The 14,354-nt window shown below is 63.2% G+C and carries 13 protein-coding genes; all 13 read right to left on the reverse strand.

The annotated features are described in order from the left end of the window. Window positions 1–39: 39 nt before the first annotated feature. The 13 genes from ACR0EF_RS01705 to ACR0EF_RS01765 all read right to left on the reverse strand — a co-directional run bounded on the left by ACR0EF_RS01705 (window position 40) and on the right by ACR0EF_RS01765 (window position 14,340). Window positions 40–1,677 carry an ABC transporter ATP-binding protein gene (locus tag ACR0EF_RS01705; protein ID WP_170364713.1) on the reverse strand — a complete coding sequence of 546 codons (1,638 nt, stop codon included), beginning with the start codon at window positions 1,675–1,677 and terminating at the stop codon, window positions 40–42. Beyond that, window positions 1,674–2,489: an ABC transporter permease gene (locus tag ACR0EF_RS01710; protein WP_170340106.1), complete on the reverse strand. Its 816-nt coding sequence runs from the start codon at window positions 2,487–2,489 to the stop codon at window positions 1,674–1,676. The genes ACR0EF_RS01705 and ACR0EF_RS01710 overlap by 4 nt, the downstream gene beginning before the upstream one ends. Next, entirely contained in the window at window positions 2,486–3,442 is a 957-nt protein-coding gene (locus ACR0EF_RS01715; protein ID WP_170340107.1) for an ABC transporter permease, read from the reverse strand. Before ACR0EF_RS01715 ends, ACR0EF_RS01710 begins: the two co-directional genes overlap by 4 nt. Window positions 3,443–3,457: 15 nt before the next feature. Then, window positions 3,458–5,044 (reverse strand): ABC transporter substrate-binding protein, encoded by a 1,587-nt coding sequence (locus ACR0EF_RS01720; protein ID WP_170371632.1) that lies wholly within the window; start codon window positions 5,042–5,044, stop codon window positions 3,458–3,460. A 127-nt stretch (window positions 5,045–5,171) separates the two neighbouring features. Further along, window positions 5,172–7,166, reverse strand: coding sequence for a CocE/NonD family hydrolase (locus ACR0EF_RS01725; protein ID WP_170371630.1), 1,995 nt, complete (start codon window positions 7,164–7,166; stop codon window positions 5,172–5,174). 51 nt (window positions 7,167–7,217) lie between these two features. After that, the gene (locus ACR0EF_RS01730; RefSeq protein ID WP_170371628.1) at window positions 7,218–8,321 is read right to left on the reverse strand and encodes a glycerate kinase type-2 family protein; all 1,104 of its coding nucleotides are present in this window, start codon (window positions 8,319–8,321) and stop codon (window positions 7,218–7,220) included. Beyond that, window positions 8,321–8,758, reverse strand: coding sequence for a D-aminoacyl-tRNA deacylase (dtd, locus tag ACR0EF_RS01735; RefSeq protein WP_170369549.1), 438 nt, complete (start codon window positions 8,756–8,758; stop codon window positions 8,321–8,323). The genes ACR0EF_RS01730 and dtd overlap by 1 nt, the downstream gene beginning before the upstream one ends. Window positions 8,759–8,782: 24 nt before the next feature. Next, a complete protein-coding gene (locus tag ACR0EF_RS01740; protein ID WP_170369547.1) occupies window positions 8,783–9,463 on the reverse strand; it encodes a nitroreductase in 681 nt (226 codons plus the stop codon). Window positions 9,464–9,562: 99 nt separating this feature from the next. Next, window positions 9,563–10,678, reverse strand: a complete 1,116-nt coding sequence (locus ACR0EF_RS01745; RefSeq protein ID WP_170369545.1) for a TFIIB-type zinc ribbon-containing protein — start codon at window positions 10,676–10,678, stop codon at window positions 9,563–9,565. Between the two features lie 6 nt (window positions 10,679–10,684). Then, window positions 10,685–11,002 (reverse strand): CPCC family cysteine-rich protein, encoded by a 318-nt coding sequence (locus tag ACR0EF_RS01750; protein WP_170371626.1) that lies wholly within the window; start codon window positions 11,000–11,002, stop codon window positions 10,685–10,687. A gap of 9 nt (window positions 11,003–11,011) precedes the next feature. Further along, window positions 11,012–12,160 carry an SPFH domain-containing protein gene (locus tag ACR0EF_RS01755; protein ID WP_170371624.1) on the reverse strand — a complete coding sequence of 383 codons (1,149 nt, stop codon included), beginning with the start codon at window positions 12,158–12,160 and terminating at the stop codon, window positions 11,012–11,014. A gap of 22 nt (window positions 12,161–12,182) precedes the next feature. Then, complete coding sequence (locus ACR0EF_RS01760; protein ID WP_170369538.1) at window positions 12,183–13,136, reverse strand: DUF2927 domain-containing protein; 954 nt, start codon at window positions 13,134–13,136, stop codon at window positions 12,183–12,185. 13 nt (window positions 13,137–13,149) lie between these two features. Next, the gene (locus ACR0EF_RS01765) at window positions 13,150–14,340 is read right to left on the reverse strand and encodes a toxic anion resistance protein (protein WP_170340124.1); all 1,191 of its coding nucleotides are present in this window, start codon (window positions 14,338–14,340) and stop codon (window positions 13,150–13,152) included. Window positions 14,341–14,354 lie beyond the last annotated feature (14 nt).

A 14,354-nucleotide genomic window follows, 5' to 3' on the forward strand; every position in this document is an offset into this window, starting at 1 on the left:
GGATTTCAGAGTGTTTTGTCGGCTTGCACAGCCAGCGGCTCAGTTGCCGGCGCTCTCCATCTTGCGGTGGGCCACGACCTCTTCCAGCCAGCCCAGATGCATTTCCGGCACCGAACTGAGCAGCAGGTCGGTATAGTCGTCGAACGGTGGGCTCAGCACCTGCGATTTGGGCCCATAGCGAACCACGCGTCCCTGATACATCACGGCGATGCTGTCGCTGATCGCGCGCACCGTCGCTAGGTCATGGGTGATGAACAGATAGGCCACGTCCTCGATCTTCTGCAGGTCCAGCAACAGCTTGAGGATGCCGTCCGCCACCAGAGGATCCAGCGCCGAGGTGACCTCGTCACAGATGATCATCTTGGGCTTGGCCGCAAGAGCGCGGGCAATGCACACACGCTGCTTCTGACCGCCGGACAGCTCGGCAGGATACCGGTCGATGAACCCTTCGCCCAGTTCGATCTCGTCCAACAGTTCGATGATGCGCTTGCGCTTCTCGGCGCCGCGCATGTTGAAGTAGAACTCGAGCGGGCGGCCGATGATCGTGCCCACCGTCTGGCGTGGGTTCATCGCAACATCGGCCATCTGGTAGATCATCTGCAACTCCCGCAGGTCCTCGCGCGAGCGTCCGGCCAGATCGGGGCTGAGCTTGCGCCCGGCAAAGGTGATCTCGCCGTCGCGCGGGGGCAGCAGGCCGGTGATCACCCGGGCCAGTGTGGACTTGCCCGACCCCGATTCCCCCACGACCGCCAGCGTCTGGCCCGGATGTACCTCGACATTGACGTTGTGCAGCACGTCGAAATTCAGCCCCTTGTAACGGGCCGTGATGCCATCGACCTGCAGCACGGGTTCGGGCGTGGGCTGTTTTTCCTCGTGTTCGATCGAACGGACCGAGACCAGCGCCCGCGTGTACTCTTCTTGTGGGTTGTTGATGATCTGGTCGGTGGTGCCGTATTCGACCGTGTCGCCCATGCGCAGCACCATGATGTCATCGCTGACCTGCGCCACGACCGCCAGATCGTGGGTGATGTACAGCGCGGCCACGCCGGTGTCGCGGATTGCTTCCTTGATCGCCATCAGGACGTCGATCTGGGTGGTCACGTCGAGCGCGGTCGTGGGTTCGTCGAACACCACCAGATCCGGCTCGGGGCACAGCGCCAGCGCCGTCATGCAACGCTGCAGCTGCCCGCCCGAGACCTGGTGCGGATAGCGGTTGCCGATGTTGTCCGGGTCGGGAAGGCCCAGCTTGGCGAACAGCTCACGCGCACGGGCCTCGGCCTCTTTGCGGCTGAACTTCTTCTGCTCGACCGCGGCTTCGACCACCTGATCCATGATCTTCTTGGCGGGATTGAAGGACGCCGCCGCCGATTGCGACACATAGGTCACCTCGCCGCCGCGCAGTTTGCGGATATCCGACAGCGACGTCTTGAGGATGTCGCGCCCGTTCACCCAGACCTCACCGCCGGTGATCTTAACGCCGCCCCGGCCATAAGCCATCGATGCCAGCCCGATGGTCGATTTGCCCGCACCGGATTCCCCGATCAGCCCCAACACCTTGCCGCGCTCGAGGTCAAAGCTGACCCCGTGCACGATTTCGATGTCGCGGGGCTTTTCGCCCGGCGGGTAGACGGTTGCGCCGATCTTGAGGTCACGGACCTTGAGAAGGGTATCGCTCATCCCCGGCCTCCTTTCAGCGATGTGGTGCGGTTCAGGATCCAGTCGGCCACCAGGTTGACCGAGATGGCCAGCGTGGCGATGGCCACCGCCGGGTACAGCGCCGCGCCGATGCCATAGACGATGCCGTCTTTGTTTTCCTTCACGATGCCGCCCCAATCGGCCAGCGGAGGTTGAACGCCCAGGCCCAGGAACGACAGGGTCGAGACGAACAGCACCATGAAGATGAAGCGCAGGCCCAGTTCGGCCACCAGCGGGGACAGCGCGTTGGGCAGGATCTCGCGGAAGATGATCCAGCCGCGGCCCTCACCGCGCAGCTTGGCGGCCTCGACATAGTCCATGACTTCGATGTCAACGGCCACGGCCCGGGCCAGACGATAGACGCGGGTGGCGTCCAGCAGGCCCATGACCACGATCAGAACCGGGATGGTGACCGGCACCATGGCCAGAACCACCAGCGCGGTGATCAGCGACGGGATCGACATGATCAGGTCCACGGTCCGCGACATCACCTGATCGGCCCAGCCTCCCAGCACGGCCGCCAGAAAGCCCAGGATCGAACCGGTGACGAAGCTGAGGATGGTGGCGGCGGTGGCGATGAAGATCGTGGTGCGCCCGCCATAGATCATGCGGCTGAGAAGATCGCGGCCGATATTGTCGGTGCCCAGCCAGAATTGCGAACTCGAGGGCTCCCACACGTCGCCGACCACCTCGGCCATTCCGTAGGGCGCCAGGAAGGGAGCAAAGACGGCGATAATGAAATACAGGGCGGTGAAGGCCAGCCCGATCATTGCAGAGATTGGGATGTTCTTCATTTCGGGTGCCTCAGCCTTGGGTTGGCCAGGATCGCGACGATGTCGGCAACCATGTTCAGCCCGATATAGATGGCGGCAAAGATGACGCCGCAGGCCAGCACCACCGGCACATCGCGCTTGGTCACATGGTCCACCAGATACTGTCCCATGCCGGGATAGACGAACACCACCTCGACCACGACGACGCCGACGACCAGATAGGCCAGGTTCAGCATCACCACGTTCACGATGGGGGCGATGGCGTTCGGGAAGGCATGGCGCCAGATGACCTTGAAGTTGCTCAGGCCCTTGAGTTCGGCCGTTTCGACATAAGCCGACTGCATTACGTTCAAAATCGCGGCGCGAGTCATGCGCATCATATGCGCCAGAACCACCATGGTCAGCACGATGACGGGCAGCGCGATCGAGTTCAGCTTTTGCCAAAAGGACATGCTGTCATTGATCATCGCCAGCGGCGAGAACATGCCCAGCTTGACCGCGATGAAATAGACAAGGACGTAGCCGATCAGGAATTCCGGGATCGAGATTGTCGTCAGAGTAACGGCTGAGATCAGCTTGTCGGGCCAGCGGTTGCGGTAGCGTACCGCGACGAGGCCAAGAAAAATTGCTAGGGGGACCGAGACGATGGCCGCCCAAAAGGCAAGAAACAACGTATTGCCCAATCGGTTGCTAACCGACTCGGCGATGTCCAGCTTGTTGGTCAGGGACGTGCCCATGTCACCTTGGACAATTCCGCCAAGCCATTCGAAATACCGGGTCAAGGCGGGACGGTTCAGCCCCATCTCCTCACGGAGGTTGGCAAGGGATTCAGGGGTGGCGGACTGCCCCAGGACGGCTTGCGCGGCGTCTCCGGGTAGGGCCTCGGTCAACCCGAAAATCAGGGCCGAAGCGCCAAACAGCAAGAGGAATCCCAGCGCCAGGCGCTGGGAAACCAGTTTGATAATAGGATGCATACCTGTCGATCCGAGTTAGACGAACCACATCTTGCGGGACATGTTGCCGTTCATCATCTCTTGGGTCGGATCAGTCTCCCAGCCATCCAGCTGGTTGCTGATGCCCTCGACAAAGTCGTTGAACATCGGGCAGATCAGGCCGCCCTGGTCACGGACCATCATGCCCATCTGGCTGTAGATGGCCTTGCGCTTTGCCGGATCCAGCTCGGCACGCGCGGCAAACAGCAGGTCGTCGAACTCTTTGACCTTGAACCGGGTGTCGTTCCAGTCGGCGGTGGACAGATAGGCAGTCGCGTACATCTGGTCCTGCACCGGGCGGCCGCCCCAGTAGGACGCGCAGAACGGCTGTACGTTCCAGACTTCGGACCAGTAGCCATCATTCGGCTCGCGCTTGATCTCAAGCGGGATGCCGGCCTGCTGGGCGGTCTGCTGGAACAGGGCTGCGGCATCCACGGCGCCAGGGAAGGCTCCGTCGGCCACACGCAGAATGATGGGCGACCCGTCATGGCCGGACTTCTTGTAATGTTCGGCGGCTTTTTCGACGCTGAACTCACGCTGCGGGATTGTCTCATCGAACAGCGGGTATGCTGCGTTGATCGGCATGTCGTTCCCGACCGAGCCATAGCCGCGCAGTACCTTCTCGACCAGCTCTTCGCGGTTGATCGCGTATTTCAGAGCGGTCCGCAGTTCGTTGCCGTCGAACGGCGCCGTGTCACAATGCATGATGAACACGTAGTGGCCGCGTCCTGCCGTGGAGTGTACGGTCAGGTTGGGTGCACGACCCAAGAGGTCGGCAACCTTTGGCTCAACCCGGTTGATCGCGTGGACCTGACCCGACTGCAGCGCGGCCGTCCGGGCCGTGGCATCGTTGATGACCACAACTTCGACGCTGTCAAAGTTGCCGAAATCCGGGTTCCAGTGGTTTTCGAATTTGGAGAACAGGTGGCGCACACCGGGCTCGTCCGCTTCCAGCTTGTACGGACCGGTGCCGATACCGGCGCCCGGGTTGTCCATTCCGCCGTCCGGCTGGATGATCAGGTGGTAGTCGGCCATCAGGTAAGGCAGATCGGCGTTCGGCTCGTTCAGGGTGACCTGAAAATACTCGCCATCGGCCTTCATCGACTCGATGCCCTTCATGATCCCCAGCGCGCCCGACTTCGAATCTTCGTTCGAGTGGCGCTGCATCGTTTTCAGCACGTCTTCGCTGGTCATGGTCTTGCCGTTGTGGAACTCGACCCCTTGACGCAGTTTGAACGTCCAAACCTTGGCATCGGCGCTGCCTTCAACGCTTTCGGCAAGGCGCGGCTCGATCGTGCCGTCGGGGGCGACTTCGACCAGTTGGTCACCGAACTGCTTGCCGTTCTGGAATGGAACCGAGCTGGCATAGGTGGCCGGGTCCAGCGAGTTCGTGGATTCACCGCCCTGCAGGCCCAGTTTCAGATCGCCACCTTTCTTGGCGCCGGCGGCGCGGGCCGCGTCGGCGAAGACGGTGCTGGCCATGGCAGCCGATACACCCAATGCGGCTGCCTTCCCCATGAAATCACGTCGGGTCAGTTTCCCGGCGGTCACCTGGCTGGCCATGTGAGTGAGTTGTTCGTTCATTCGGATATCTCCCAGTTGAGTGTTTTGTGTGCCCGTTTTACGGGCTTTTTATTGACGCATGAGTCAACGTTGGCGCATTTCGTCGCGGCGGGCAAGGTCAAATCTCAGGGACTTGCCACCAGCAAAATCACATCTGATCACGAGGTATGGTGTCCTCCACGGTTTTGGAAAAAATCTTCACATCGTTTTCAAAGGCATCAAGCGTCGCACGCAGATGAAAGTTGGATCGGTCCGACCACATCTCGCAATTGGCCTCGGTTCGCAGTTGGATGCCGTCGCGCCGGGTCTCTTGCACCCATTCGCAGAGGCCGCGCGCACTCAGCGGATCGTCCGGATGGATCGACCACCGTTCAAAAGCGGTTCCGCCGCTGACCAGACCATGATCCGCGTCCTCGACCAGGCCGAAGTCATCTTCGATGACCAGATCGATGACGCCGGTCGTCATGTCTGTTTCAACGCGCCGCGCATGGGTCGCCTCTCGCAATTGGGTCACTTGCCACGGAGAGTCCGCATCGGGCGGGGCAAATTGCCATTCATCCCGATCCGACCAGTCGCGCAGGGGGATCGTGAACGTGCCGCCTGTCAGGTGGAGCTCCGCTGTTTCCGGCGAAGGCCAGATCAGCGGCCAATAGGCGCTTGAGACGGCAACGCGCAGGCGGTGGCCCTTTGGAACCCGGTAGGCGATGTGGTCCAGCACAACCTCGATGTCGTAAACCTGTCCGGGTATCAACGTTTTGGGGGACGAATGTCCCTCCCTATGGGTCAGGTTCAATACACCATAGGTAATCCGAGTCGCAGCTCCGTCGGGGTGAATATGGTTCAGCCGAACGGCAACCTGGGCTTGTGGTTTGTCGACACTCACCTTCAAGCGCAGGCGCGGGGCACCGACAATGTCCACATCTTCGGTCAGAGGGGTCGTGTCAAAGCAGGCGGACAGTGCGTCATCGGCCCGCTGGTCACCAGGCATGTCCGGACCCAGCCAGATGGCGCAGTATTCGCCGCCATCCATGCCGCAGTGATGGGGCGAGCGCACCCGGGCGTCCAGTGGCCCGTCCTCACCCAGCCCAGTGTCGGAAAGGGGAAGCGAGACGGTCGGCAGGTGGGACGTCGCGCGAGTATCCTCGATGATCCAATGGCCGGGGCGCTCGGCATACCAGCGCGCCGGGCGCACGCCATCCATCAGATAGGCGCGATAGGCCGGGTCCTGTTCAACTCCGGTATCTTCGCCCTTCAGCCAGCGGTCCCACCAGCGCAGCGCCTCTTGCAGGAAGCCGATGCGTGGTTCGGGGACCGCAAAATGCGGATACTTGTGCACCCAGGGGCCGACGATGCCCTTGACCGGCGCACTCAGGTTCTCGACCAGCCAAGGCACCGTGTTCTTGTAGGCATCACCCCAGCCGCCCACCGCCAGCGTCGCGGCGCGGATCGCTCGGGGGTCTTCGCAGACAGACCCATGTCGCCAATAGGCATCGCGGGTCTGGTGCCGCAGCCAGACCGAGGGCAGGAACGGTTCGGCCTGCAACCGCTGCAGCCACATCTCGCGCCAGTCGTCACGCAGCGCCGGGTCGGGCGGGCGGGACGAATACGACCACATGGTCGCCCCCCAGCCCAGGTTCTCGTTCAACAGGCAGCCGCCCTTGTAGTGGATGTCATCGGCATAACGGTCGGCGGTCGAACACAGTGTGATGATGGCCTTCAACGGCGCGGGTTGCAGCGCCGCCACTTGCAGCGCGTTGAAGCCGCCCCAGCTGATCCCCATCATCCCGACCGCGCCGCTGCACCAGGGCTGTTGGGCCAGCCATTCGATCACTTCGACGGCGTCGTCCAGTTCCTGCTGGGTGTATTCATCCTCCATCAGTCCCTGGCTGTCGCCGTTGCCGCGCATGTCTACGCGGATGCAGGCGTAACCCCGTTTGGCAAACCAGGGATGGGTCAGGGCATCGCGCGCCGTCGTGCCGTCGCGCTTGCGATAAGGCAGGTATTCCAAAATGGCGGGCACCGGGCGCTGCGCCGCATCGACAGGACGCCAGATCCGCGCCGACAGGCGGCAGCCGTCCGACAGAATGATGCCCTGATCCGGAACCTCTTCGATCTCGGCCAGTGAGTTCTTCGCCTGAGTCATGTGCCTAGTCTCAGGCGCATCGGCGGATGGTGTGAGGGTAAAAGCGTCAATTCATTCCTTCGTTGCGACAAGCAGATCCATGACATTGGTTCCCGTGGGGCCGGTCACCAGCAGAGCACCAACACGCTCAAGGAACGACCCCGCATCGGCATCGCGCAAGGCTTGGTCCGCCCCATCGGCCCATGTCGCGCCGGTCACGACACCGCCGGCCGCATCGGTCGGCCCGTCGGTGCCGTCGGTTCCGCCGACCACGACACACAGCCCCTCGCATCCCTGAATCTCGCGCGCCAGCGCCAGGGCCAGCGCCTGGTTGCGTCCGCCTCGGCCCGGGTTTTCGGGTAGGACAACGGTCGGCTCTCCGCCAAAGATCATCGCGCCCGGCGGCATCTGACGCAGCCGCGCCCCGATATCTGCGGCGACGGACAGATAGTCGTCGTGCAGGGCCTCTTCCTCAGCCAGAATTTCCTTTCCGGCGGCATGTGCTGCGTTGGCTGCGGCGCGGCGCGCATGGGCGTTCGAGGCAATGATCTCGACACTCGATTCGAATTGAGGGGCTTCGGGCAGGGCGCCGATGCCCGATCCGATGACGCCGATATCGTCCCCCGGCACGTCCGAGATGGCCAGGACCGTCGCGCGTGCTCCGCCGAAACCGGCCAGCAGACCGCCGCCCTTGATCCGCGACATCTCGCGCCGGCGGGCGTTCATGGCGGTGATGTCCAGCCCCTCGGACAGCAGCTGCTCGTTCAGCCGCGCCAGATCTTCGAGGGTGGCCCCCGGCACAAGATCCTCGGCCAGCGAGGACGCACCGCCCGAGACCAGCAGCAACAGATGCGTGCCGGGCTCCATGGCCTGAACCGCGGCGCGCAGAGCCTGGCCGCCCTTCAGGCTGCGGGCATCGGGCACGGGGTGAGAGGCTTCGATGACCTGCAGATGCGACGGCAGACCTTCGGCATGGCCGTCTTTCGTGACCACAAGGCCCGGTGTTTTACCGAAATGGTCCTGCGCCGCGTTCATCATCGCCGCCGCGGCCTTGCCCACCGCCAGAATCTGATCGGGGCGGGGAACATCGGGCAGTGCCGCCTTGACCGCACCATAGCCGTCAACGGCGGCAACGCCCGCCTTCCAGATCGCGATCGCCTGATCCTGCATCGTCATCACATGTCCATCCAGATCGTGACCGGGCCGTCATTGACCAGGGACACCGCCATATTTGCACCGAAAGACCCGGTTTCGGTCGGAACCCCAAGCGCGGCCAGCGCGCGGGCAAAGTGTTCGTACAGGCGTTCACCGGTTGCCGGATCGGCCGCCGCCGCAAATCCGGGCCGGTTCCCGCGCGACGTGTCGGCGGCCAAGGTGAACTGGCTGACCACAAGGGCCGAGCCGCCGATATCCAACACCGACCGGTTCATCTTGCCCGCGTCATCCTTGAAGATCCGCAGCTTGGCAATCTTGGCCGCCAGTTGCTCGGCGTGCGAGTCGTCGTCGCCCTGCATGGCGCAGACCAGCACCAGTAGCCCCGGCCCGCACTGGCCGATGACTTCCCCCTCGACCGAGACCGATGCCTCGGACACCCTTTGTATCAATGCGCGCATGTCGATGTTTTTCTCAAAGTTCGCTTACTCGGTCCAAGCCCCACGCCAGGTGACGAACTCGTCCAGCGTGGCGCGCTCGGTCCGGAATTGGTTGGCCGGATGATCGACATTCGGATAGCCGAAGGAAATCGCGCACAGGATCAGCCGGTCATCGGGGATGTTGAAATAGCGGTGCAGGAACGGCCCATAGGCGGCCACCGCCGCCTGTGGGATCGTGGCGATGCCCAAGGCCTGTGCCGCCAGTGTGAAGGCCGTGACAAACCCGCCGCAATCCATCGCGCCATAGGGGCCGAGTTCCGCCGGGCTGGACAGGATGGCGCAATGCGGGGCGCCGAACAGGTTGAAGTTTTCCATCATCTGCCGGGCCGATCCAGCGCGGTCGCCCTTTTCCACGCCCACGGCCTCGTACAGGGCCCATCCGCAGGCGCGGCGCCGGTCCTGATAGACGCCGGAATAGCCGGTCGGAAAGGGCAGGTCGGGCTGCGCCTGGCCGGTCTCGGCTTCGGCCCGCAAGGCGCTGCGGAACGCATCCGTTTCCGCGCCGCTGGTCACGACCACCTGCCAGGGCTGCGCGTTGCACCAGCTTGGCACTTGGGCGGCGCTGGTCAGAATCTGTTCGATGTCACCCCGCGGCACCGGATCGGACCGGAAGGCGCGGCAGGACTGGCGCGCGGTCAGAAGCGTGTTCAGATCGGCCAGGGTCACGTCGTCCTCTCCTCCGGGGCAGCCGGCGGCAGGATGGGTGAGAAGCCCGGGATGTTCAAGGGGTTCCGAGGCAGAGTTTTCGGCGGCGGAACCCAGCGGTCATTGCTGTCCGGTCGCCACCAGATACCCGATGCCGGCTGCCGCCAGCAGGCCCAGGACCACCGCAATCGTGATCTTGATCGCCGACCAGGGCCGTTCGCCCTGCACCTGACCGGTGCGACCGTTGACGACAAAGCGATAGGTCTGGCCGCGATACTTGTAGGCGGCCATCCATACCGGCAGCAGGATGTGCTTGAAGGTCACGTTTCGGATGTCGGTTTCGATCGCGTGGATGCGCTGCCGGTCGCCGCCGATGTCGAAGCGGACGTCACGCTCGATCACGCGGGCCATGTGGCCGCGGGCCTCCTGATAGCCTTGCTGCAGATCGACCGTATAGGCCTCGGCCCGGAACCCGGCCAGGTACTCGGGCTGATAGGGCTCGAGCGCGGGGAGGTCCCAGGGTTGCAGCGCGTCGGTGTAGGACTTGGGTAGCGATTGCGAGGCCAGCACCAGAACGTCATCGAAGAACCGGGCCACCCGGCCGGATTTCGGTGTCCAGCGCACCTTGGGCACCTGCTGCTGCACGCGCTTGCCGTCACGCATCACCGTCCGGGTTTCGTAGTAGACCACGCCGCGTTCGCCGCGATAGGCCGATTTCGTGTCGGCGTCGAACGTCCAGTAGGGCACATAGATGCCCTGCATCCTGCGGCCTTTGCGGGCATAGTCCTTGAGCCCGTTCGGCGCGAACCACAGCCGCCCCAGCCAGTCGCTCATGGCCTTGTGCGCGGCGCGTTCGTCCAGCGCAAAGGGCAGAACGCCGCGCGGTTTGATGTGCCGGTTCACGCCGGTATCGGTCACCACCGGGGTGGCGCAGAACGGGCATTCCGCGGCGTGGGTGTTGGGGTCGAACTCGACCTGCGCAGCGCAGTTGGGGCAGGTCAGAACCCGCGTCTCTTCGATCTCGCTGTCGGGCAAGCGGTCGGCGATGGCGGCGTCGAAGTCCAGTTCGCGCAGGCTGGCGCCGCCCCAGGGGCCAGCCCCGATCGGTTCGGAATGGCCGCAATGGTCACAGGTCAGCGTGCCGGATTGCGGGTCGAACCGATAGTCCGCGCCGCAATTGTCACATGGAAAACGATGTTCCGCAGAACCGGGTGGCGGAGCAGAGGGCTGTGTCATGGGGGGTCACGTGTCGAGGGGAAAGTTAAGATAGGCTGCGCGCTGCTCCTCAGGCAGGACATGCGGCAGCATCGCCGCTTCGCAGGCCCCGATCGCCCTGAAATTCTCGCGCGCCTCGGCCAGCGTCAGGCCGTGATTGGCGGCAGTGGGCTCGCGGGGGTTCTTGTCGTACAGAATGTCCTCGCCCTCCCAAAAGCAGATCGCGCAGATCAGGTAGGCCCCGCGCTTGGCCAGGGTGACATAACCGCAGCACGGGCAGATGAATTGCGGCGGCTGCGGCGCTTTGCGCCCGCCTGTCTTCGAGCGTTTCCGCGATGCGGGCATGCCGATGCCTCACGCCCCGGGCGGCGGAGGCGGCAGGATCGTGAACAGCTGCGCGAGTTCCTGCACCTCGCCCGCTTTCTTCCAGCCGTCCTGACCGGGCGTCCACACGAAAGTGTCCCGCGTGATTTCTCCCTCGCTGGCCATGCGGCCCATCTTGGCCTTCGAGAACGGGCCGCTGGTCTGACCATCCACCGCGATATGCCACACATGCTCGACCGGCGGCGGAGGCGGCGGGGCCACATGCGCGGCCGCTTGCGGTGCAGCGGGCGCGGGCGCGCCCCACGGGCCAGACGGCTGACCCGCTGCCATGTTCGACATCTGGTTCGCCATCGCCATTCCCATGCCCATACCAAGGCCGGCACCCATGCCACCGCCTCCGTTCGGGTTGCTGGCGGCCGCCGTCATCGCCTCGGCCGCGGAATACTGGGTGAATTTGCCCAGATCCCCCGCCAGCCCCATCGAGGTACGCTTGTCCAGCGCCGCCTCGACCGCCGGCGGCAGTGAGATGTTCTCGATGTAGAATTCCGGCATCTCGAGGCCGTAGCCGTCCAGCACGGGTGAGACCTCGGCTGCGATCAGCTTGCCCAGATCGGCGGTGTTGGCGGCCATGTCCAGAACTGGAATGCCCGAGCCTGCGATGACCCGGCTGAATTCCTGCACGATGATGTTGCGGATCTGAAAGCTGATCTCGTCCATGGTGAATTCGCCATCGGTGCCGACGATCTCGACCAGGAAACGGGCCGGATCCTTGACCCGGATCGTGTAGGTGCCATAGGCGCGGATCCGGGTCGGGCCGAATTCGGGATCGCGCAGCATGATCGGGTTCTTGGTGCCCCATTTCAGATCGTTGAACCGGGTCGTGTTGACGAAATAGATCTCGGACTTGAACGGAGACTGGAACCCGTGATCCCAGTGCTGCAGCGTCGTCATGATCGGCATGTTGTTGGTCTCAAGCATGTAGAGGCCGGGCGTGAACACGTCGGCCAGCTGGCCTTCGTGCACGAACACCGCCGCCTGGCCCTCGCGCACGGTCAGCTTGGCGCCATACTTGATCTCGTGGCCCTCGCGCTCGAACCGCCAGACCATCGTGTCGCGGGTGTCGTCCACCCAATGAATGACATCAATGAATTCTCCGGTCAGAAAATCGAAAATTCCCATCTGGGTTCTCCTGTCATCGGGGTCAGAGCGACTGCCCCATCAATTCACGGGCGATGATCCGCACCACCGGCGCGGCCTCTTGCGCGGTCATGCCGGGTTTCAGGCGCGGATCATACAACATCGTCAGCAGCTTTTCGTCATGGCTGGTCAGTAGGGCGAATTCGTCGTCATCGTTGAAGATCGACGGTCGTGCCCGGGGGCTGTCATTGGGCAGGCCCAGCCCCTGGGCGATTTCCTCATGGATGCAGCTCAGCCGCATCAAGTCAGGGTGCTCGGCCCGCACCAACGCAACCGCACCAGTGTAGGTGTTCGGTGCCCCGTTCGACGCCGAGGCGAAGACAAAGCAATAGAACGAGCGCGGTAAATCTTGAAACAGGTTCAATTGAGCCTGTCCGATATTGGGAAACAACTGGCGCAGTCGCGTTTGCACGAATTCCGTATCGTCATCGCCGGCGACGAACACATGGAAGTTCGCGTTTCTGGTTGCGGTCGAGATCGGGTGGCCAGTCAAGGACGACATGCGTTCGGTATAGGCCCGGATCTGTGCCTTGTCAGCCGCACGTTGGTCTGGCGATACTGACGGCCCGAACTCTGCCTGTATTCGGACTGGGCCAGACCAGCGGCTTAGCCTTCCGCTGGTACGTTGGCTGCTGCCGGATACGGCGGCGCCGGGATACTCGCTGTAGAACGCGATGGCTTCGAAATTCCGCGCCAAATCATCCGCATCAAACGGGGTGTCCGGCCCGCCACCGTCTGTACGCATCAGACCACGGGTCAACAGGTCGCGCTCGACGCGCTGATAATAACGCGCCAGATCCCGGCTTGCCGCCGAAGGTTCGACATAAGCATTGGCCAATTGCGGCTGGGACGGGCGCGCCTGCGGGGCAATCGAGGACTCGAGCGCATCATCGCAATTGGCCAAGATCAGCAATGCAGCTGCCCCCAACCCGTGCCCTAGAAATCTCCGAAGCCGCACCTGCGATCTCTCCTCAGCCCGGAACGGCGGTTCCGGCGGTGTCGCCCAGCCCGTCTTTCCGGGCCTTGGCCGAAGCCAAGGTGTCCCGCAGCTCGGCTTCCATCTTCTTCAGCTCTTCTTCTGCGGCGGCCCGTTTCGCCTTGCCTTCGTCAGCGATGGCGAGGCTTTCATTGATCGTGCCGATCAGATCCTCGTTGGCCTTCTTGACGGCTTCGATGTCGAACACGCCGCGCTCCATTTCCTCGCGGATCATCTTGTTCGACTGGCGCAGATTCGCGGCGTTCGAGGTCAGCAATTCGTTCGTCAGATCGTTGGCGTCGCGTACGGCGGCGGCGGCCTCGGCGCTGCGCTGGATGGTGACCGCCTGCGCCAGCTGGGTTTCCCAAAGCGGCACGGTGTTCACCAAAGTCGAGTTGATCTTGGTCACCAGCGACTTGTCGTTCTCCTGAACCAGCCGGATCGAGGGCAGCGATTGCATCGTCACCTGCCGCGTCAGCTTCAGGTCGTGCACGCGCCGTTCCAGATCGTCGCGGGCGGCCCGCAGGTCGCGCAGTTCCTGCGCCTTCATCACCTGCTGATCTTCCGGGGCGGCCTGCACCTCGGCCTCTTTCTCGGGGATGTCATGGCTGTCCAGTTCAGTCAGCTTCTCTTCGCCGGCCGCGATGTACAGCGCCAGTTCATCGTAGAAATCCAGCGTCTTCTCATACAGCAAGTCCAGCGACTTGATATCCTTCAGCAACGTGTGTTCGTGCGACAGAAGGTTGTCGGTGATCCGGTCGATCTGATCCTGCACCTCTTCGTAGCGCGCGGTGAACTTGGCGAAAGGCGCAGCGCGGCCCAGCAGTTTCTCCCACCAGCTGCGCTCGCGGCGCACGTCCAGTTCAGACACGGAAAAGCCGCGGATCGTGGTGACGATGTCGCGTAGGCTGTCACCGGCGGGGCCGACATCTTTGTTGCGCACGTCGGCCAGCATGGCCTGGCTGATTTCCTGCAGCTCGGCCTGCGCAGCCGATCCAAAAGCAACGATCGAGTTGGTGTCGCCCATGTCGATTTCAGACATGCGCTTGCGGATTTCGGCGCCCACCGGTTCGTCGGCTTCTTCCAACGGCACGATCTCGGAACTCGGCTCGGGCAATGAAACAGCTGCAACTTCCTGAACCAGCGTTTCGGCCTCGGCCGCCTTTTTCTTGATTTCGTCAGACATGAGAAGCTTCCCTG

Source organism: Ruegeria sp. CG8, from assembly GCF_056537165.1.

What these genes read in the sequence shown, in the direction of transcription:
- ACR0EF_RS01745 (WP_170369545.1), bottom strand. Translation starts at nt 10,678, where the DNA reads ATGACACAGCCCTCTGCTCCGCCACCCGGTTCTGCGGAACATCGTTTT.
- ACR0EF_RS01720 (WP_170371632.1), bottom strand. Translation starts at nt 5,044, where the DNA reads ATGAACGAACAACTCACTCACATGGCCAGCCAGGTGACCGCCGGGAAA.
- ACR0EF_RS01715 (WP_170340107.1), bottom strand. Translation starts at nt 3,442, where the DNA reads ATGCATCCTATTATCAAACTGGTTTCCCAGCGCCTGGCGCTGGGATTC.
- ACR0EF_RS01710 (WP_170340106.1), bottom strand. Translation starts at nt 2,489, where the DNA reads ATGAAGAACATCCCAATCTCTGCAATGATCGGGCTGGCCTTCACCGCC.
- ACR0EF_RS01765 (WP_170340124.1), bottom strand. Translation starts at nt 14,340, where the DNA reads ATGTCTGACGAAATCAAGAAAAAGGCGGCCGAGGCCGAAACGCTGGTT.
- ACR0EF_RS01750 (WP_170371626.1), bottom strand. Translation starts at nt 11,002, where the DNA reads ATGCCCGCATCGCGGAAACGCTCGAAGACAGGCGGGCGCAAAGCGCCG.
- ACR0EF_RS01755 (WP_170371624.1), bottom strand. Translation starts at nt 12,160, where the DNA reads ATGGGAATTTTCGATTTTCTGACCGGAGAATTCATTGATGTCATTCAT.
- ACR0EF_RS01730 (WP_170371628.1), bottom strand. Translation starts at nt 8,321, where the DNA reads ATGACGATGCAGGATCAGGCGATCGCGATCTGGAAGGCGGGCGTTGCC.
- ACR0EF_RS01725 (WP_170371630.1), bottom strand. Translation starts at nt 7,166, where the DNA reads ATGACTCAGGCGAAGAACTCACTGGCCGAGATCGAAGAGGTTCCGGAT.
- dtd (WP_170369549.1), bottom strand. Translation starts at nt 8,758, where the DNA reads ATGCGCGCATTGATACAAAGGGTGTCCGAGGCATCGGTCTCGGTCGAG.
- ACR0EF_RS01705 (WP_170364713.1), bottom strand. Translation starts at nt 1,677, where the DNA reads ATGAGCGATACCCTTCTCAAGGTCCGTGACCTCAAGATCGGCGCAACC.